Here is a 20,018-nt window from a genome sequence, read left to right as displayed (position 1 = left end):
GAAAAGATTTGACATTTTCAATCGTTTTTTTGGACAGAACATGATTTTTGGAAAAGATGTTGCCGAATTACCCGTGGAAAAATTTTTGGCCAAGCCTCTTCTGCCTATTTTGTTGGATGTGCGTGGCAGCACCGATTATGATCCGGCCATCCCCCGATCCAAAAGGATCTACCTGTTGGATCTGGAAGATCGAATCTCCGAATTCGAGAAACGTTTTGAGGCGCAGCTTTTACGCCGCCCCCTGCTGATCTATTGCAGCAAGGGTGATGGCAGTCGATATATTCTGAAAAAATTTTCAAGAAAATTCGTTGTCCAGGGACTCAAGGGTGGCATGGTGGCCTATCTGGAGACGATTTCCCGCCTGCTCAACGAACACCCTTACGAAGAACCGGAGAGGCGCAACGAGACCATGGCAAAATTATTGGCCATGTTGACCAACCGTCAAACACCACCTGATATATTCAGGAATATTGTCATGCGTTTGATCCGCTCCTCGCCGGATCCAGAGGTGAGAAAATGGTTGTAAAACGCTCTTCGGGCGAATCCTTGCGCAGGATCCTTCATGATGCTCCGCATCATAAATTGGTTTTTGTTGTTTTCTCAAGCAAGAGTTGTTTTGTATGTGAAAAGCTGCGTCAGCACCTCCCCTGGTTCGCCAGCGCCCATCGTGAAAAGATTCAGGTCATGGCTGTCGATGTGCATCAACATCCGGATCTGACCTATGAATATGGCGTGACAGCCATCCCGACGATCCTGGTGTTTGCCAAAGGCGAGAAAATTCTCGTTGAAGCGGGGGTCGATTCCAAAGGCGAACTCAAAAAAATGTTGAAAAGAGCCCAGCAGTCCATGTAACCATCGTAACTATTCACCACCCTTGCAAGAAAAGCCTGGACGGGAAAGCCTTTGTCAGGGCTTCGCCCCGAACCCCACCAGGGCTCTGCCCTGGACCCGCCAGGGAGCCAGCCCCCTGGACCCCGATTCGTGGCCGGGTGGTGAATAGTTACTAACCATCGAACGTCACCATTCACCACCCTTGCAAGAAAAGTCTGGATATGAAAGCCTTGATCAGGGCTTCGCCCCGAACCCACCGGGACTCCGTCCTGGATCTGCCAGGGAGCCAGAGTCCTGGATCTCTGCTCGTCGTCAGGAGCTGATCTGTGTGCCCAGAGTTTCTGCAAGGATCTTCAAAAACCTCCCTTTTGCCGGAAAATATCCTGCTTCTGCATGTGCAGCGCCGGCCTGGCGATGTTCTGACATGGGATTGCCAGATGCAAGTCAACCACCAACCTCTGGGTCTGTCTGTGTTGGTGGAGCAGCAACGTTGGCGCCATGTTCATGTGCTTGTTGAAGGTTTTCGCCGGACGCTCATCCATCCAGCGCCCCGGGATCTGGCAGAGGAGGGGTTGGTGGGCGTCGGTCTGGAGTTGTTCGATCTTGGTTTGGCACCTTTCTGGGAGTCTGCTCAGGGTCATTTCCTGCCAGGCCTGCCGTTACGGTTGAGCATCATCTCTTCCATTCCAGAGGTGTTGAATATGCCCTGGGAGGTCACCCGCCTGCCGGACGGGAGAGTTTTGGGTATCGACCCCGGGCTGGGGTTGCGCCGGATGCCGCACTTTGATGCCGCGTCCATCCAACATTGTTGTTCTGTTCTGCCACCGCGCCCATTGCGGGTGCTGTTTGTCCTTGCCATGCCGTCCGATGCCGAAGAGAGTTCTGCCCTGCCAGCCACTCTTGTGACCACCGCATTTTTGGCAGCCATGGTTGCGATCGGTGGCCAGGTGGTGTTTGAAATGGCAACCACTGGCAGAATCACCGAACTACGCGAGCGCATGCGCCGTTTGCAACCACAAATGGTTTTTTTGTGTAGTCTTGTGCGTATACATCATAATGAAGGTTATTTATGTTTTGAAGATGATCGCGGATGTTCTGATATATATTCCGGTCATGAAATGTACCAGGAGCTGTTTCATGCTTCGGGTGTTCAATGTTTATTGTTGTGTGGTTGTCACGCCGGTTCGGCACCGCCTTTGGCAGCCACGGGAGCCATTTGTGCGGAGGTGGTGCGCTCCGGTCTTCCCCTGGCTGTTGCCTGGCCTGCGGTGGACCAAATATTTTTGCAGAATTTTTTCCAAAGTGTGGCAGAGGGATCCCCTATTGAGAGATCCCTGAACAGGGCTCGTCAATTGTGTCGTCTGGAGAGGGGTGAACAGCACCCGCCAACCTGGACGCTCCCCATGCTGTATGGGGGATCCCAACAAGGGTATTTGTTCAACGTGGCGGCCATTTCCACCCAGGTCCATCCGCTACCGGGTGAGATCACCTGCACTCCCTTGCCGGGCATGCATGCAGGGGTGACGGGACTGTTTCACGGGCGCCGGCTTGGAACGCTGGACCTGCCAACCGCTTTGCGGGAGGGTGGAGCCGGTTTGGTCCATATCTCCGGTCCGAACGCTTGTGGGAAGAGCACCCTGGCGTTGCGTTGGGTCCGGGAGGCGGCGTTGCAGAAACTTCCCCATCTGGTGGTGAGTGGAACCCCGGCCAACCCGATCACGGCGGCTCGTCTGGTGCAATGCGTCATTCCTGTCCTGAAACGCCTGGGACGCAAGGTGGAAAGCGATCACCTCAAGGATGGTTCCATAACCCTTCGGGATCGTCTGGTCACCCTGGTGGATGTGCTGACCCGGCGTTGGGGAATTCTCCTGCTTTTGGACAACCTGGACCCATGGCCAACGACCGATACACGAGATGGCGGCGATGCCGACCTGGCCTGGTTTTTTTCCCATTTTTTGCAGAGTGGACCGGGGAAGACGCGCATTCTGGTCACGGGACCAACCGCGCCGCAGAAGGTCGAGCCGTGGCCATCCTGGGTTCGGTTGGTGGTTTTGGATCACCTTACCCCGGACCTTCTTGCGGGGATTGGTTTGTGTGAACGATCCATTTTTTCCCGCCTTCCACCCGGGCCGTCAACATGGGCCGAACTTGGCAACGTCTGCCAACTGGCCCATGGTCATCCGGCCTGGATGCGTCCACTCCTGTCGATGCATCCCGAACAGCTTGCCCAGGCCCCGCAGGGTGACCCCCTGGTGGCCTGCTTTGCCCATTGGCCGGCTGCCGAACGTGTGCAGTTGGCGATGGCAGCACTGCCCAATCTGGCCCTTCCCACCGCAGGGATGGTGGAACTCACGGGAACCCAGGCCGAAACATTGGCGGATTGGCGGGAAACCGGTTTTCTTGCCACCTGGAGTGGTACCACGGGGGAAACCCTCTGGAAGGTGCCTGCGGAGATCGGCTCCTGGTTGGCAGGTTCGGGTTATCTTCCCGTGGGTCCGGCCCGCCAGGCCCACCGGCGTATCGGCGCCTACCTGATACAGATTTTTGAGGATAACCATGAAGATCTGTTTGGTCTGACCTGGGTGGATATCCTCATGGAGGCCCGTTACCACTGGATGCAGGCCGACGACATTGAAATGGCTGCGGCGCTCTCGGGAAAAATAAGTCATGGCCTTGAGATACAAGGACTCTTTGCCGAGCTTGAACGGATCAACCGGCAGTTCCTGGCGTGGGGATCCCACCCCTCCCCCTGCTATTGGATCGCTCAATCGTGCCTTGGACGCGGCGAACTGGAACAGGCCCAGGAGTGGTTTCAACGCAGCCGGGAGGCGGCGGGAGATCGTTATCCCGTCGAACAGGCCGTGGCCTGGCAGGGGGAGGCGGAGATCCATCTGGCCAAGGGACGGCTCGATGCAGCCAGGGAGGGTTTTCAGGCAGCCATGGAGTTGTTGCAGGGCGCCGGGGATCTGGATGGGGAGGCGAGTATGGCCGCCCGGGTGGCGGCCTTGCATGTGCGCCAGGGCGCCCCGGAAAAAGCCACGACCTATCTCCAGCACGCCTTGACCCTGCAAGAAAAGGCCGGCGACCGCATGGGAGCGGCCAGAACCCTCTCCCGGTTGGCGGAAGTGGATATGGCCCGGCACGATTTCACCGCTGCCGTACCAAAATTGCGGGCGGCGTTGGCTGTGCAGACAACAGTGCAGGACCATGAGGGGGAGTCCACCTCACACGCCCTGTGGGGCATGCTGGAGATGCAGAGGGAACGCCCGGAACAGGCGGTGGTTCACTTTGCGCGGGCCATCGTCCTTTACCAGGAGATGGGGCACATGGTGGATTTGGCATCCACCTTGCCTGTGGCGGGACATCTCTTGTATACTCTGGAGCGCTTTTCCGAATCCCGACAATATTTTACCATGGCGCTCCCCTTGTTGCGGCATCTGGGCCAGAACGCCATGCTGGCGCGTGTTCAGCACCAGTTGGGAGTCATGGATTTGCTTGAAGATTTGTTGGAGAGCGCCATGGATCATTTGCGGGAGGCGCTCCAGTTGCGGGGGCAGATCGCTGATCGTCAAGGGGAGGCGGCTACGCTTTGCCAGTTGGGGTGGTTGGCCCGCAGGCAGGGCCTTGCCAAGGGCGCTCTGAATCTGCTCGGCCTCGGGGTGCGTCTGGATGCAACCCGGCTTGTCCAGGGCGCCGGATCCTGCGCCGAGCAGTTGCAGGAAGTTGCCCAGGAGCTGCATTTGACCTCGACTCAGCTTGTGGCATGCCAGGAGCGGCTCTGGGAAGATTATCTTGCCGATGGGAGCATGGCCCTGTTTCGAAAAATTTTTGCGGAGGAGGGGAATGGATGCATCGACATCGGTTGAAGAAGTTGTCGGTATGGTGAAAAATCCACCATGGGTTCTGTGTTTTTTTCATGTGTGTTCCACGCTAGCACAACGAGGAGAATAGAATGCAACGGGGTAACGTTCTGGTGGCACAGGGTGGCGGACCAACGGCGGTGATCAACCAATCGCTGGTGGGTGTCGTTCTGGAGGCCCGCAACTATCCGCATGTCGAGGGTATCTACGGCGCTCTGAACGGCGTTTCCGGTATCGTCAAAGAGAATTTCCTGGATTTGACCCAGGAGACCATTGAAAACCTGGAACGGGTGGCGGCCACCCCTTCCTCCGCTCTGGGTTCGACACGGGACAAGCCGGACAGGGCTTATTGCCAAAAAATCTTCGACGTTTTGAAGGCCCACAACATTCGCTACTTCTTCTATATCGGCGGCAATGACTCTTCCGATACCTGCCGCATCGTCGGAGAGTTTGCCAAAGAGTCGAATTACGAGATGGTGGCGGTCCACGTTCCCAAGACCGTGGACAACGACCTGATGGAAAACGACCACACCCCCGGATTTCCATCTGCGGCCCGGTTCGTGGCCAGCGCCTTTGCGGGCGTCAACCTGGACAATCGGGCGCTTCCCGGTGTTTATGTGGGTGTGGTGATGGGGCGGCATGCCGGATTCCTGACCGCTGCCGCTGCCCTGGGCCGCATCTATCCTGACGATGGTCCGCACCTGATCTATCTTCCGGAGCGGGTTTTCGACATGGAGAAGTTCCTGATCGATGTCAAGACGGCCTATGACAAGCATGGCCGTTGCGTCGTGGCGGCATCCGAGGGAATTCATGACAAGGAGGGCACCCCCATTGTCACCCGTCTGATGCAAAAGGTTGAAAAAGATGCCCACGGCAACGTGCAGCTCTCCGGCACCGGCGCCTTGGCCGATCTTCTTTGCGATCAGGTCAAAGACAAACTGGGTATCAAGCGGGTGCGTGGCGATACCTTCGGCTACTTGCAGCGCTCCTTCCTGGGTGTCGTCTCCGACGTGGATCAACGGGAAGCCCGCGAAGTGGCCCAGAAGGCGGCCAAGGTCGGTATCGGCAAAGGTTTGAGCGGTTCGATCGCCATCAAGCGTGTTGGCGACTACGCAGTCGAGTATCAACTGACCGATCTTTCCAAGATTGCCGCCTTGACCCGCGTCATGCCTGATAACCATATCAACGCCGCCGGCAACGATGTCACGGAGGCTTTCGTCCATTATCTGCGGCCCTTGATCGGCACCACCATGCCCGACCAGGCCCGCCTCCAGGCCCCGAAAGTGCCGAAGATTTTACATAAATAGTCAAACCGCCATCGCGTTGCCGTTTGTCAGGGCCATGGTTCAGCAAGCCGGTTCCGTCCATGTGGCGGAGCCGGTTTTTGCGTTATGCAGTCAGATCCAGGAAGGGTGCTGAACAGTGACAACACGAACCAAAGACCTTTCAACAGTGCGCCGCACTCCTTGGGTATGGGTGATGGCGGGATGCATTGTCTGGATCGTGGGATACAACGCTCTGATCCCTCTTGCCGATGCTGTCGTTGTCGCATTCGGTTTGCAACGTGAAACCCACCTTGGCGAAGCTGTTCACTTTTTCTGCTACGACGCGCCGAAGGTGCTGCTGCTTCTCACCGGCATCGTTTTCCTCATGGGGGTGGTACACACCTTTGTTGCCCCGGAACGCACTCGTGTCCTGCTTTCAGGCCGCCATCTTGGTGTCGGCAACGTGCTGGCCGCCAGTCTTGGCATCGTGACACCATTCTGCTCCTGCTCCGCTGTTCCCCTGTTTATTGGTTTCCTCTCGGCTGGCGTTCCTCTCGGGGTGACGTTCTCCTTCCTGATTTCGGCCCCGATGGTCAATGAAGTGGCTCTGGCTCTGCTGTTTGGCCTGTTCGGCTGGAAGGTTGCGGGCCTGTATCTGGGCTTGGGCCTTTTGGTTGCCATTGTCGCAGGGTTGATCATCGGCATGCTTGGCATGGAACGTTACCTGGAAGATTGGGTGCGGGCGATGCAGTCCACGCAACCCGCCGAATTCGAAGCACTCCAACCTGCTTGGGCCGAACGCTTTGCTGCCGGAGTTGCCCATGTCAAGGAAATTGTCGGTAAGGTTTGGCCCTATATTCTTGTTGGCATCGCTGTTGGTGCAGGTATTCACGGCTATGTACCAGAGGATTTCCTGGTATCGATCATGGGCAAAGATGCGCCTTGGTGGTCGGTGCCGGTTGCCGTATTGATTGGCGTACCGATGTACACCAACGCCGCTGGCATTATTCCCATTGTCGAGGCCCTGATTGGCAAGGGGGCGGCAATGGGCACCGTGCTCGCTTTTATGATGAGCGTGATTGCGCTGTCGTTGCCAGAGATGATTATTCTGCGCAAGGTGCTCAAACTCCCACTGATCGCCACTTTTATAGTTACTGTCGCGGCTGGAATTCTGATTGTCGGGTATGTGTTTAATGCTGTTTTGTGAGAGTTGCCGATTGGGGTTCTTGCCGTTGACATTGTTGGAGAAATGAATGAAAAACATCAAAGTGCTTGGCACCGGTTGTGCCAATTGTCGGACCACCCTTAGTCTTGTAAAGGAAGTCGCCAAGGCGAAGGATATTGACATTCATCTTGAAAAAGTGGAAGACCTGCAACAGATCATGTCCTATGGTGTCATGTCCACGCCTGGTGTCGTGGTTGACGGCAAAGTGGTACATGCTGGTGGTGTGCCGACACGGAGCAAAGTCGAGAGCTGGTTCTGATGTCTGACGCGGCATCCTCCGCCGTGCCATGGCGCGGGGTGTCTTGGACGGTCTGGGCTGAACGATAACGGTGCCTACCGTTTTACCGCTCACAACGCACACCCCACTTTCTGGAACGGAATCCGTCTGTTCCGCAAGGCTTGATCCGGTTCGCTCAGGATGTGCTGGCAAGATCTGGGGTGATGTGATGTGGAAACCGCTTGGTCTTGCTGGCACGGCATGCGATTTGCTTGACTGCCAGACGTTTGCGTGCGAGCAAGGGACGTGGTGTGTCGTATTGGGTTTGACCAACCGCAGGGACACCGTCATCGTGTTGAATCTGGACGCGAAAAACAGGAAAAAATCGGACAGGCGCCAGACTCCGAACCGCCGCAAGCCCCGCATCATCGCGTGGCTGACACGTTTCCGGTATCAGGGAGAGGAGCGTCGGGACGCCAAACGCCGGACTCGTTTGATCGACCGGCGGTTAAAACAGCGCTTTCTGGAGCTGTTCAAGAAGCGGACCTTGGCAGGATTGGTTGGACTGACGGTCTCCCCGGATGGTTTTGGCGTGGCGCGTATTGTATGGCGTGGCGAGGGAGAGACCCCCATTCTGAAGGAATGTTTCTTCGTTTCGGCAACGGCCTCTGCTGCCGAGGGCACGGAGTGGTTCTCCCTGAATCAGACCCTGCGCGCCCGCGAGCTGCACCATGGCCGTTTTGCGGGTTTGCTGTTTCCCGGACAATACGCCCTGTTTCCAGCCGAGGCGCCACAAGTGGCCAGGAGTGAATTGGCTTCAGCCATGAAGTGGCGCATCAAGGATCGGTTGGAGTTTCCGGTCAAGGAGGCCGTGGTCGAGGTGTTTGACCTGCCCCAGAAGAAAAATCCTGGTCAACCGGAGATGGTCTATGTGGTGGCGGCCCGTGAAGCTGTGATCAAGGAGTGTTTCAACCTGTTTCACCAACTCAACCTCCCCCTGGTGGCTATCGATATCCTTGAATTGGCCTTGCGCAACCTGACCGCGCTGCTTCCGGATGATGCCGAGGGGGTTGGCCTGCTTTATCTCGGGCGCACGGATGGGTTGGTGCAGGTCACCCGGGGGGGGGTGACCTATCTGGCGCGCCCCCTGGATTTTGGCGTCGATCAATTGTTGGAGTCCCTTTCGGGACGTGCCGATGCCGGAGAAGAAGAGCTGGCGGCCTCATCCGTGATTGACTCCATTGTTCTGGAGATCCAACGTACACTCGATTACTATGAGAGTCATTTCATGCAACCCTCCGTCAGTTGCGTTTATGTTGCGCCGCTGCCGGTGGTTTTTCATGGTTTGCTGGCAGTCCTGGCCGACAAACTGGGGATGCGTTTGAAAGAGCTTGTTCTGTCAAAAATTTTGGAGGTCGAAGCAAAGATCGATGATATTGACTTGGCCCGCTGTCTTCCCGCCATCGGCGCCGCTCTGCGTCAAGATAAAACGAAATGATTGACCAACAGATCAATCTTTACCAGTCCCAATTCCACATCAAAAAAGAGTTTTTGGTTGCACGGGGCATGTTTTTGGTGGGACTGTTGTTCATTTTATTTCTCGTTCTTGTCTCCGGTGTGATGAATTGGCTGGCTGCACGCGAAGAGGGTCATCTGCAACTGCTGGTTGAACAGCAAAACCAAAAGTCTGAATTGTTGCAGGATCTGGTCAAAAAATTTCCTCCGCCCAAGGAGAGTACGACGCTGCGCCGGAAAGCCGACGAGCTGGAGAAAGAGGTCAAGCGGATGCACAGGGTGGCAGATCTGTTGAAACAGAACCAGACCGGGAATGCGCGTGGTTTTAGCGCTATCCTGGAGGCTTTGGGGCGGGAGAAGGTGGATGGTCTGTGGCTGGATGGCATCGGTGTTTTTTCAGGCGGGGAGGATCTGGTCCTGGAAGGGAAAACCAAAAGCGCCGAACTGGTGCCGCTCTATCTACAGCATCTCTCCCGACAAAAAATATTTTCTGGACGACGCTTCAGTCATTTCCAAATGTCTGAGGATATCCAGCCCAATGAAGAAACAAAGGATAAACCGGTTCCGGTTCCCACAATCGGTGCAGGCGGACCTTTGATCAGGTTCCAGATCAAGACGATCGACCAGGACATTCGTCGCGATCAAGCTCTGTCCAAAAAGGAAAGCAGGAACGACCCATCCAGGGGAGGCAGTTCCAAAGAGGGAGGAAAGTCGGGGTCCGACAAAAAGGTCCAGGAAAATCGTCAGGGGAGGACGAATTGAGCGGTCGCCCGAAAACAACCTGCCTCAGGATGGATATGGTTTGACATGAGCGCTTTGCAAGAGCAGATCACCAAACTGACGACCCGGATCGACGCCTTGACCAAAAGGGAGCGCGTCATTCTGCTGGGCATTGCCCTGGTGGGCTTGGGAGGTTTGTGGGATCTGCTTTATCTGGAGCCTTGGATCAAGGGGCGGGCTGAAGTTCAAACCAAAATCGTGGCGGCCCAGGAGCAGTATGACAAACTGGTCACAGCCGAAGCGGCGGTCCTTGGGCGCAGCAAGGAAGACCCGGACCGGGCGAATCGGGACCGGAAGGAGAGATATCAGAAGGAAGTTGGTGAAATCAAGGCGCAGTTGGCCGATGCCATGAAAAACATGGTGGATGCTCGGGATATGCCCCATATTCTGGGGCAGTTTTTTCGCTCGGAGAGCGGATTGCAGCTGATCATGATGGCGGCTGATCCATCTGTTCCCGTGGTGACCAAATCCAAACCTGCCGAACGCACTTCCAGCCAGGCCAATGAGAGCCCCTCCGCCAAGGAGGGCCCCTCCGCCAAGGAGAAAAGCAAAACGCCTGCGACATCCCAAGCATCGAAAAAGACGCCTGACAAACCCGGCGAAGCAACGGACACGGCAGCGCATAAGCCCGAAGAGAAGGCAACGAACCCGAGTGCAAGGGAGGGCGCCGCCGCCGGGAGTGAATTTTCCGAAGACGCCATCTTCAAGCATGGGATGAAGATCCGGTTGCGGGGGAATTACCTCGATGTGGTGAGATATTTAAAATCCCTTGAGGTGATGAAATGGGCTATTTTTTGGGACTCCCTGGAATATGCCGTGAGCCAATACCCCGACATGACGGTCACACTGTCCGTTTATTCGTTAAGCCTGAATCGCGAGTTGATCGGGATGTGAATCCGCCATACCTGCTCCTGTTCGCCCGCTGCCTTACTTCCCGAATCCGATTGGAATGTTGCTTGCATTATCTCCGTTGATTCCGTCCGGGGTTCGTCTTTTCCGATGGTAAGCTTGGAAAAGGAATCCAGAGGCGGTGTCGGGGTGATGGCATGTTGACTGAGTACTGGGTCGGATCACGGGGAGCTGGATGAAACCTTACCACCCCAAATGGACCGGAGTTATGACGGACAGGCGCTTGTTGACCTGGTCGGTCGGCCTTCTTCTTTTGGTCTCCTGTGTCGGATTGCAAAAGGAGGAAAAGTCCAACTTCAAGGAGACGGTGGACGCCATTGTACCGGAGAGCGCCAAAGCAGAGAGATCCAAACGGGATGCCGTGGCACGTGGAGAGTTGCCCGATGCCGTTGCCGATGCCCTGATTCCCTCCCTTGGGGGGCCGGCCATCGTCGATAAGGTCAAAAAGATGACAGATCTGGCGGGGGATTACCGCATTGATCTGATCATGTCCGAAGGTGGCAGGATTCCGGCGCGGGATCTTTTCTTAAGTCTCGTCGAAGGAACCCGGTACACCATGATCGTCCACCCCGACATCAAAGGGGATATCTCCCTGCCGTTGTCTCTGGTGGATGTGACCGTTCGGGATGCGGTGGATACCATCTGTGAAATCTACGGATACGATTGCAGTTTCAAGGAGCCGGAACACAGGGATTCCTGGGGAAGTTTCCGGATCTACCCTCGCCGCCTGGCAACGCGCACTTTCAAGGTGGACATCCTGGCAGTGGCGCGGACCGGCAAGTCCGACACGTTGGTCAGCACGGGGAATGCCTCCAGCACCACCACGACCAGTGGACAGAGCGGGAGTACGTCGGGGAGTTCATCCACGACCTCGAATTTGTCCGGAAGCTCCATCAGCACGACCAACAAATCGGATTTTTGGGGTGAGTTGGAGCAGACCCTGCGTACCTTCTTGAAAATGCCTGCGGCATCGTCGTCACAATCCGCAGCCCAAACGCAAGGGAGCGGGGCAACGCAGGGGTTCGGGACAGCCGAGGCTCTTCTGGGAACAGGTGGAACTTCGTCTGGTTCGACAGGGAGCGGGAGTGCCCCGGGCGGAGGATCTTCGGCAACGGAGAATCAGAACGCCACCGTAGATGGCAAGAGCTTCATGCTCAATCGCCAGGCCGGGCTGTTGCTGGTGCGCGCCTATCCGGAAGATTTGCGGGAGATCGAGAGCTATCTGAACAAGATGACCCGCCGGGTCCGGCGTCAGGTGATTCTTGAGGCCAAAATCATGGAAGTGACGCTCAATGATGGCTTTCAGTTTGGCATCAACTGGGCTGCCGTCAATCGGGGGCTCGGCAGCAAAATGCCCCTGGCCAGCGAGCCCAAGAATGGCATCACGGGTGATACGGGCGGCAATGTCAGCGCCTTCCAGTCGTTTCAGGCCATACAGGCCCAGGTAGGCAGTTCAACCGCAACGACGGTGGCTCCGTCAACAACCTCGACGACCGAATCGACCGGCGGGGCGACGAGTACAAGCACGAGTTCAACATCGGGGGGCACATCCTCATCGACCTCTGCCTTGACCCAGGCTCTCAATCCGGTCATTGCGGGCGTGACAGGGATTCTTTCTCAGGCCACCGGCGACAGTCCCTTCGCCCTGGCTTTGCGAACGCACGATTTCGTTGGCTTCCTCAGCATGCTGCAAAGCCAGGGGAAGGTCCAGGTCATCTCCAATCCACGGGTTTCCACCGTCAACAATCAAAAGGCGGTGATCAAGGTCGGCGAGGATGATTTTTTTCTGACCAACGTCAAGTCGGAGACGACAGCCGGTACCAATGGCGGCAGCTCATCGGTCAATGTCTCTCCCACCTTTCAGACATTTTTTTCCGGGGTGGCCCTGGATGTGGTACCCCAGATTGGCGAGGATGGGATCATCACCCTCTACATTCACCCGTTGATCACCAACGTGACCCAGAAAAATTTGACGGTCTCTTTTGCCGGTACGGCTAACGTCTACCCCCTGGCCTCCACCACCTCGCGCGAAGTGGATACCATGGTGCGGGTGCGGAGCGGTGACATGGTTGTCATCGGTGGACTGATGAAAAACCAGGTGCAGGAGGTCGTCAATAAAGTGCCGATTCTGGGAGATCTGCCCCTGATCGGAAAAATTTTCAGCAATACCAACAAATCAACCGTAAAAAGCGAATTGGTCATCCTGCTGCGGCCCGTGGTGATCGATGGCATGCAGGATTGGGCTGGTGTGCTTGATGAGACGGCGGACCGCATCGACAATTTGAAGACCAACAACCCACTCTGGTGGGCCAAATAGGAGTAGGTTCGGTGAACTACCTCGAACACTTCGGCTTGCGTACAACGCCCTTTTCCTTGACCCCGGATACCGAATTCCTGTTTGAAGATCTCGAATTCCTGATGACCGCGAAGACGGTTCTGGCCGCATTGGAGGAAGGTGAGGGGATCATCAAGGTGACAGGTGATATCGGGACTGGCAAAACCCTGTTGGGGCGATACCTCCTGGGGATTCTGGAGAAGCGCTATGCCGTGGCCTATCTGTTGAATCCGCTGCTTTCGGTACGGGATTTGAATCAGGTGTTGGCAGCGGAGTTTGGCATTCTGGCCGAGCCGGGCATGGGTTTTCAGGTGCTGCTGAACCGAATGCTGGAAAAGTTGATGTTGATGGGATCGCGAGGCATGAAAGCCCTGATCCTGGTGGATGAGGCCCAGTCTGTGCCGGACTCCACCCTGGAGGCGTTGCGCCTGATGACCAATCTGGAGACGGAGAAGGAGAAGGTTGTCCAGGTGGTGTTGTTGGGTCAATTGGAATTGGATGAAAGGTTGGAAAAACCCGAAGTTCGAGCCCTGAAACAGCGTATTGCCACCTCGTGCCACCTGCGGCCCATGGATATTGATCGGTTACGGAGCTACCTGCGCCATCGCATGCAGGCTGTGGGATGTGGCGAGCGGGAGTTGTTCACCCCGGAAGCGATTGAAGCCCTGTTTCGAGGGAGTCGTGGATCTCCAAGGTTGGTGCATATTCTGGCCAACAAGGCGTTGGGCCTGGCAGCGGAGAACAGGGAACAACTGGTGACGGCGAAGTGCATGCGCCGGGCAGTCCGGGAAACGGAGGGTGTGTCGACAGTGCAGCCGAGGATATTGTTGTTCTTCAAATGGTTCCATACCATCAAGGTGTTATGGCTGACCTGGATCATGCGGCGTCGGAAAGTCCTGGATGCAGGATGATCCCCCCATAAAGTGTTGTGGCTGACCTGGATCATGCGGCGTCGGAAAGTCCTGGATGCAGGATGATCCCCCTATTTGGCATGGAGAGCGAAACGTGAGTTTGATACATCAGATGTTGCGGGATTTTGAGAAGATTCGTCATGCCTCGGGGCAGGCCCAGGACGGAGTTGGCGTCAATGGGGTGATGAAATTTCCCGCCGGGCTGGGGGGGATGCCAGGACGGCAGCGTTTGTTATGGCTGGCCGGGGGAATGGCGCTGGCCTCGGCAGTGACGATGATGCCTTGGTTGATGACGGACCACAAAGGGGATCCCTCCGGGCGCACCGGGCAGGAAACCAGTCTCACGGTACCCTCTGCGGCTCGTGAAGCTGTGCGCCAGCCCACCTCCGAAGCCGCCTCCGACCAGGATGCGTCCATCCCAGTGCTCAGGGAGGAAAACTCCCTGGATGATGGCTCACCCCAATCCCTTGACAGCGTTGCCTTGGCCATGGGGCAAACCCTGGAACTGGAAGCGGGAGCCACCGAATCGGACCACTCTACCAGATCGACGGCCTCGGATGCAGGCAGTCGGGATGGGGGGAGAGGGTTGGCCAAAGGAGCGACTGCACCCTTCATGGTCCAGATGGGTGTGTTCCCGACCTTGGAGGAGGCAAAGCGGTTTCAAGAGAAGTTGCCTGCATCGGCCCGGGAGTCCAGTCGGATTTCGCCCGTGCGCGATCTTTTGAACCGTCCCATGTTTGCCGTGCGCTCTGGGCCGTTTGTCAGCCGTGAGAAGGCAGCTGCGGTTTCAGGGGGGTATGCCTCGCAGGGCATGGAAGGGGCGTTTGTCGCCCAGGCGGTGGAGGATCTCCCGCTGCTACAGGTGGATGGCAAGGTTGGCAAAATGTCCGAGGAGGTTTTGCCTCCCATCCTCTCGGCTGGACAACCGTCGTCCACCCCGTCGAACCATGCAGTCAAAGGGGAGGGGAAGCCGGCTTCCAGTCTTGAGGAGAATGGCAAGACGTTTTTCCTTTATGCCATACAGGCAGGCTCTTTTCGGGAACAGACCTCGGCGGATGCACTGGCCGCCAAACTGCGCGAGAGAGGGATGTACCCCTACGTCCTGAGATTGCGGGATGTGGACAACACTTTGTGGCACAGCGTTTGTTTTGGCCTGTTCACCGACATGGATGTGGCCAAACAGGCACTGGCGCGTACCAGAAATGGAGATCTTGGCAAAGCCTACGTGCTGCCGGTGGAATCCCGTTCCTTCATCAAATTTATTGCCCGCCGGGGTGATGGCACCACGGCTGCGGCGCATCTGGAGAAGGAAGTTCCGGCAGGTAAAGTGCCAGCCGACAAGGCCGTCCAGCGGAAGGCCAAGGGCAAGGCCGTCCACTCCCAGGCCGACCAGACACCCACCGCAACAGAGCCTGTTGCAAAGTCAGATCTTTCCGATGTGGCAAGGCCAGTGGAAGGTGTGCCTGCCACGGTTGCCACGAATGACGGGATAACACTTAAAAAATCCTATATCGACGAAAAAGATCGTTATGCCATTCAGGTGGGTTCCTTCATCGAGGATGGCAGTGCCAGGGATCTGGTGCGGGATTTACGCAAACGGGGGTATGACCCCTATATCCTCGAATTGCCCACGAGCGGCAAATCGGGAAAGATGCGTAAAACCGTGCGCATTGGCAACTTCCAGGATTTGCGGGAGGCCGAAAAAGCCGGCCTGGATTTTCGGAAACGGGAAAAACGGGACGGTTATGTGGTCACCATCGACTCTTCCCACAGCCCGGGCGATTTACCGGAAAAGGTGGCGGGACAGGTTGTAGCCAGCCGTTCGATCAACCTTCCTCTCGTAAAAAGTGAGAACGCTCTGGCAGCGGTCACGGGAACGGAGAGTGACTCCGGCAAATCTGGCACCTCTGACCCAGTCACCTCAGGGGGTGCGGCTGCGGAAAAACCGGTCTCCGCTGCACCAGTGGCCAGAGGGGCCAACGACAAAGGTCACGAAGTCGGGACTGGGACACCAGGCCCGGTCGGGGGGAAGGTTGACGTGTTGGAGGACTATAACGGCAATGGCAACAAGGTTTCCCTGGCCGAGTTGGGCGCCGAAGAGATCTTGAGTGGCAGGCAGGCCATGGAGCACAAACCTCCCCAGGTTCCCGAAGCTGTTGCCGCCGTTCCGTTGACAGGTTCACCTGTGGTGGAAGCGCACACCAGTTCCGAAGGAACGACGCCCTTTTTGCATAAACCCCGGCCATTGAAGGAGGTGATTCAAAAGGCAGGGCAGGGGGTTTCGGGAAAAACCATGCAGTCTGACAGGTTTTTCCAGGAGGCGCAGCGTCTGGAGCGGGAAGGGGACAACAAGGGAGCCGAGGATTTTTCCCGCCGTGCCCTGGATCTGAACTCTTCGAACCACCGTGCCCGGGAACTCCTGGCGCGTATCCTGTTCACCTCTGGCCGCTCGAATGAGGCCTATCCTCTGTTATCCGATGGTCTGGCCAAGGGGTTTGACAGTGGTCTCGTCAAATTGTTTGCCCGGATTCTGGTGCAGGATGGCAAGACGGAGTCCGCGCTTGGAGTTTTGGAAAATGCCCAGGCGCAAGGCGGCGCAGAAGATGAAGAGCTGATGGCACTCCTGGCAGCGATGTATCAGCGCAACAAAAACCATTGGAAAGCCATTGATCTCTACGAAAAACTCTTGGCCAAACACCAGGACAATGCCATATGGTGGATGGGGTTGGCCATCTCCCTGGAGGGGGTGGAAGAAAAATCTTCGGCCTTGCAGGCCTATCACAATGCCATGGAAAATGGCCAACTCAAGCTGAATCTGAAAAATTTTGTCAGCAAAAGGATACAGGCCCTGTCGAATTGAGTGGCAGCGTCCGGGCCGGTACCATTTGGCGAAAGTTTGGTGGAAAGGCAGGATTGGACGGGGATTTTTTGGGTCTGGGGGGGGGTGACGTTGCGTTGACTCTGGTGAAACGACATGGAACAAGGGCAACAAGCCAAGACGGAGCAACCCCAGGCCAAAAAAAAGCTGCGCTTGGGTGATCTTCTGGTACAAAACCAGATCATCACCGAAGAGCAGCTGATGAAGGCCCTGGCTTATCAAAAAGAGGTGGACTGCAAGATTGGTCAGGCGTTGCTTGACCTTAAGCTGGTCACCGAAGAGAAATTGCAACGGTTTTTGGCCCAGCAGCGGCGCAAGGTCAGGATTGGCGACACCCTGGTCGCCCAGGGGTTGATCAACGAAGAGCAGCTGCAAAAGGCCCTGGCCGAGCAAAAGAAGAGCGGCAAGAAGCTGGGGCAGACCCTGGCCTATCTGGGGATTCTCAGCGAGACCCGATTTTTGGAGTTTCTCTCCAAACAGTTGGATCTCCCGTTCGTCGATTTGCGCAATTTTCAGTTTGTGCCGGAAATCATCCAAAAAATTCCCGAGAGTTACGCCCGACGCTTTCGGGCCATTGCCCTGGCCGAAAACAAGGATGGCCTGCTGGTGGGCATGGCCGATCCTGCGGACATTTTTATTTTTGATGAATTAACCCGGTTGTTGAAGCGTCCTCCTCGCTTGGCCATGGTGAGCGAAACGGACCTGTTGCGCACCATGGACCGGGTGTTTCGTCGCACGGAGGAGATCCAAGAACATGCCGAGGCGTTGGGCGAGGAGATGCAGAAGTCTGCGGCCTTCAGCCTCGACCAGATCGTCCAGTCGGAGATGGCGGTCGATGCGCCGGTGGTCAAGATTCTCCAATCTCTGTTCGAGGACGCCTTGCAGGTTGGCGCTTCGGATATCCACATCGAGCCGGATGAGGAGGTATTGCGCATTCGCCAAAGGATTGACGGTGTTCTGCACGAACAGATCGTCAAGGAGAAGCAGATTGCCCCGGCGTTGGTTTCCAAGCTCAAATTGATGGCGGGGCTGGAGATTGCCGAAAAACGTTTGCCGCAAGATGGCCGCTTCAATATGACGGTCAAGGATCGGAGCGTGGATGTGCGTCTCTCCACCTTGCCGATTCAGGATGGTGAATCGGTGGTGATGCGGTTGCTGGATCAGTCCGGGGACAGCCTGAACCTGGGCATGGTGGGCATGGAAGAGAACCTGCTCAAGCGTTTTCTTTATTTCATTCATCGACCGCACGGTCTGATCCTGGTCACCGGTCCGACCGGTAGTGGCAAAACCACCACCCTGTATGGGGCGCTCAATGCGTTGAACGATCCGGGTCGCAAGATCATCACCGTTGAGGATCCGGTGGAATATCGTTTGCCCCGGATCAACCAGGTCCAGATCCATCACAAAATCGGGTTGACCTTTGCCAGTGTTTTGCGCACCGTCCTGCGGCAGGATCCGGACGTGGTGCTGGTGGGGGAGATGCGCGACAAGGAAACCTCGGAGATTGCCATTCGCGCCGCCTTGACGGGGCATCTGGTTTTGTCCACCCTCCACACCAACGACGCCGTCAGCACGGCCATTCGCCTGGTGGATATGGGAGTGGAGAGCTTTGCGGTGGCTTCGGCTTTGCGGTGCATCCTGGCCCAACGCCTGGTGCGGCGCGTGTGCAAAGATTGTGCCCATCCCTATGAACTGGAGGAACATGAACGGGTCTTGTTGCAGGGGCTCCTGCAAACCCAGGATGGTCATTTACCGCCGTTGGTCAAGGGGCAGGGGTGTACCCAGTGCAACAATTCCGGATATCGAGGGCGAATTGCAATCATTGAAATGCTGGAGGTCAAGGGAGCCCTGGTTTCGGCCCTGAGTCGCGATGATACGGCGGGGTTCATCGAAGCGGCGAAAAAGCAGAAGGGGTATGTTCCCCTTCACATGGCTGCTCTGAATTATGCCATCAAGGGGGTCACCACCATGGAAGAGGTGATGCGGTTGACCACGGAGTTCAGCAGTGAAGATGACGAGGACAAGGACGAGAAAGCCGAAGTGGCGACCGAGAGCGCATAGTCGAACATGCCCAATTACCGTTATCAAGGTCGCAGCAGCGGCGGCGCCGTCACCAAGGGAAATCTCCATGCCCCCTCGGCGGATGCTGTGGTCGAGCAGCTGGTCAGCCGGGGTATCGATCCTCTGGAGATCGATGAGGTCAGCGAGGGAGGCGGTGGCGAGATCCGGATTGCATTCCTGGAGGAGTGGCCCAGCGTCAATGAGCTCATCCTTTTTTCCCGGCAAATGTACACCTTGACCAAATCCGGCGTTTCCCTGGTGCGCTCTTTTCAAGGGCTGTCGGAAGGAACCCACAACAAAAAATTTCAGGCAGCCATGCGCCAGATCATCGAGGATCTTCAGGCGGGGCGCGATCTTTCGGCAGCCATGGCCGAGCATCAAAAAATTTTCAATCAGCTTTATCTGCGCATCGTCCGGATGGGGGAGGAGACCGGACGGATGCAGGAGTCTTTTTTGCAGTTGTACCAGTATATGGAGATCGAAAAGGAGACGCGCAAAAGGATCAAGAGCGCCTTGCGTTACCCAATCTTTGTCATCATGGCTATCGTGGGCGCCATGTTTGTGGTAACTTATAAAGTGATTCCAGCCTTCAAGGGGGTGTTTGCCCAGTTTAATACCGAGTTGCCCATCTTTACCCGCATCTTGCTGGGCGCTTCGGGATTCACGGAGAAATATGCCGTCTATATCCTTCTTGCCATGATCCTGGTGGTGATGGGGATCCGATATTATGTGAACTCTCCCGGTGGCCGATTGTGGTGGGACCAAAAAAAGTTGCACATGCCTCTTGTAGGAACCATCATCAATCGGGCTACCCTGTCGCGTTTTGCCCGGGCCTTTGCCATGGGTTCCCGTTCCGGCCTGCCGATCATGCAAACCCTGGTGGCCGTGGGGGAGGCAGTGGATAACGAATATGTCGCGAAAAAGATCCACGAAATACGCGATGGGATCGAACGCGGGGAGAGCATGGTGCAGGCGGCTTTCGCCAGCGCACTGTTCACGCCGCTTGTCCTGCAAATGATGGCGGTGGGGGAAGAGACGGGCTCCATGGATGAAATGATGCAGGAGGTGGCGGAGTTCTACGAACGGGAGGTGGAGTATGATGTGCAAAATTTGACATCGGCCATCGAACCCATACTTCTTCTTGTGATCGGTGCTCTGGTTCTCGTGTTGGCACTGGGAATTTTCATGCCCATGTGGGATCTTGGCGCAGCGGCAATGCAGAAGGGATGAG

14 protein-coding genes are annotated in these 20,018 nt (G+C 56.4%); all 14 read left to right on the top strand.

Annotated features, from left to right (window positions below):
* The first annotated feature begins 40 nt into the window (after positions 1-40).
* The 14 genes from HQL63_01340 to HQL63_01275 all read left to right on the top strand — a co-directional run bounded on the left by HQL63_01340 (position 41) and on the right by HQL63_01275 (position 20,017).
* The gene (locus HQL63_01340; protein ID MBF0175483.1) at positions 41-526 is read left to right on the top strand and encodes a hypothetical protein; all 486 of its coding nucleotides are present in this window, start codon (positions 41-43) and stop codon (positions 524-526) included.
* Positions 517-852 (top strand): thioredoxin family protein, encoded by a 336-nt coding sequence (locus HQL63_01335; protein ID MBF0175482.1) that lies wholly within the window; start codon positions 517-519, stop codon positions 850-852. The genes HQL63_01340 and HQL63_01335 overlap by 10 nt, the downstream gene beginning before the upstream one ends.
* Before the next feature lie 305 nt (positions 853-1,157).
* Positions 1,158-4,697, top strand: coding sequence for a hypothetical protein (locus HQL63_01330; protein ID MBF0175481.1), 3,540 nt, complete (start codon positions 1,158-1,160; stop codon positions 4,695-4,697).
* A gap of 86 nt (positions 4,698-4,783) precedes the next feature.
* Entirely contained in the window at positions 4,784-5,998 is a 1,215-nt protein-coding gene (locus HQL63_01325; protein ID MBF0175480.1) for a 6-phosphofructokinase, read from the top strand.
* 172 nt (positions 5,999-6,170) lie between these two features.
* Positions 6,171-7,163, top strand: coding sequence for a permease (locus HQL63_01320; GenBank protein MBF0175479.1), 993 nt, complete (start codon positions 6,171-6,173; stop codon positions 7,161-7,163).
* Between the two features lie 46 nt (positions 7,164-7,209).
* Positions 7,210-7,440, top strand: coding sequence for a TM0996/MTH895 family glutaredoxin-like protein (locus HQL63_01315; GenBank protein MBF0175478.1), 231 nt, complete (start codon positions 7,210-7,212; stop codon positions 7,438-7,440).
* Between the two features lie 283 nt (positions 7,441-7,723).
* Entirely contained in the window at positions 7,724-8,896 is a 1,173-nt protein-coding gene (locus HQL63_01310) for a hypothetical protein (protein MBF0175477.1), read from the top strand.
* Entirely contained in the window at positions 8,893-9,675 is a 783-nt protein-coding gene (locus tag HQL63_01305) for a hypothetical protein (protein MBF0175476.1), read from the top strand. The genes HQL63_01310 and HQL63_01305 overlap by 4 nt, the downstream gene beginning before the upstream one ends.
* Before the next feature lie 45 nt (positions 9,676-9,720).
* Positions 9,721-10,587, top strand: coding sequence for a hypothetical protein (locus HQL63_01300; GenBank protein ID MBF0175475.1), 867 nt, complete (start codon positions 9,721-9,723; stop codon positions 10,585-10,587).
* A 190-nt stretch (positions 10,588-10,777) separates the two neighbouring features.
* The gene (locus HQL63_01295) at positions 10,778-12,919 is read left to right on the top strand and encodes a secretin N-terminal domain-containing protein (protein MBF0175474.1); all 2,142 of its coding nucleotides are present in this window, start codon (positions 10,778-10,780) and stop codon (positions 12,917-12,919) included.
* 11 nt (positions 12,920-12,930) lie between these two features.
* Positions 12,931-13,848, top strand: coding sequence for an AAA family ATPase (locus HQL63_01290; GenBank protein MBF0175473.1), 918 nt, complete (start codon positions 12,931-12,933; stop codon positions 13,846-13,848).
* A gap of 94 nt (positions 13,849-13,942) precedes the next feature.
* Positions 13,943-16,708: an SPOR domain-containing protein gene (locus HQL63_01285; protein ID MBF0175472.1), complete on the top strand. Its 2,766-nt coding sequence runs from the start codon at positions 13,943-13,945 to the stop codon at positions 16,706-16,708.
* Positions 16,709-17,023: 315 nt separating this feature from the next.
* A complete protein-coding gene (locus HQL63_01280) occupies positions 17,024-18,787 on the top strand; it encodes a type II/IV secretion system protein (protein MBF0175471.1) in 1,764 nt (587 codons plus the stop codon).
* Between the two features lie 6 nt (positions 18,788-18,793).
* The gene (locus HQL63_01275; GenBank protein ID MBF0175470.1) at positions 18,794-20,017 is read left to right on the top strand and encodes a type II secretion system F family protein; all 1,224 of its coding nucleotides are present in this window, start codon (positions 18,794-18,796) and stop codon (positions 20,015-20,017) included.
* Position 20,018: the final 1 nt, after the last annotated feature.

The sequence above is a fragment of the Magnetococcales bacterium genome, from assembly GCA_015231175.1.
GTDB lineage: Bacteria > Pseudomonadota > Magnetococcia > Magnetococcales > DC0425bin3 > HA3dbin3.
Note: the sequence above shows the minus strand (reverse complement) of the source record. Positions and strands in the feature narration are given on the sequence as shown.

Bases quoted from the DNA above. Each gene is read 5' to 3' on its own strand.
- HQL63_01305 (MBF0175476.1), top strand. From the start codon at position 8,893: ATGATTGACCAACAGATCAATCTTTACCAGTCCCAATTCCACATCAAA.
- HQL63_01335 (MBF0175482.1), top strand. From the start codon at position 517: ATGGTTGTAAAACGCTCTTCGGGCGAATCCTTGCGCAGGATCCTTCAT.
- HQL63_01315 (MBF0175478.1), top strand. From the start codon at position 7,210: ATGAAAAACATCAAAGTGCTTGGCACCGGTTGTGCCAATTGTCGGACC.
- HQL63_01275 (MBF0175470.1), top strand. From the start codon at position 18,794: ATGCCCAATTACCGTTATCAAGGTCGCAGCAGCGGCGGCGCCGTCACC.
- HQL63_01325 (MBF0175480.1), top strand. From the start codon at position 4,784: ATGCAACGGGGTAACGTTCTGGTGGCACAGGGTGGCGGACCAACGGCG.
- HQL63_01300 (MBF0175475.1), top strand. From the start codon at position 9,721: ATGAGCGCTTTGCAAGAGCAGATCACCAAACTGACGACCCGGATCGAC.
- HQL63_01340 (MBF0175483.1), top strand. From the start codon at position 41: ATGATTTTTGGAAAAGATGTTGCCGAATTACCCGTGGAAAAATTTTTG.
- HQL63_01320 (MBF0175479.1), top strand. From the start codon at position 6,171: ATGGCGGGATGCATTGTCTGGATCGTGGGATACAACGCTCTGATCCCT.
- HQL63_01295 (MBF0175474.1), top strand. From the start codon at position 10,778: ATGAAACCTTACCACCCCAAATGGACCGGAGTTATGACGGACAGGCGC.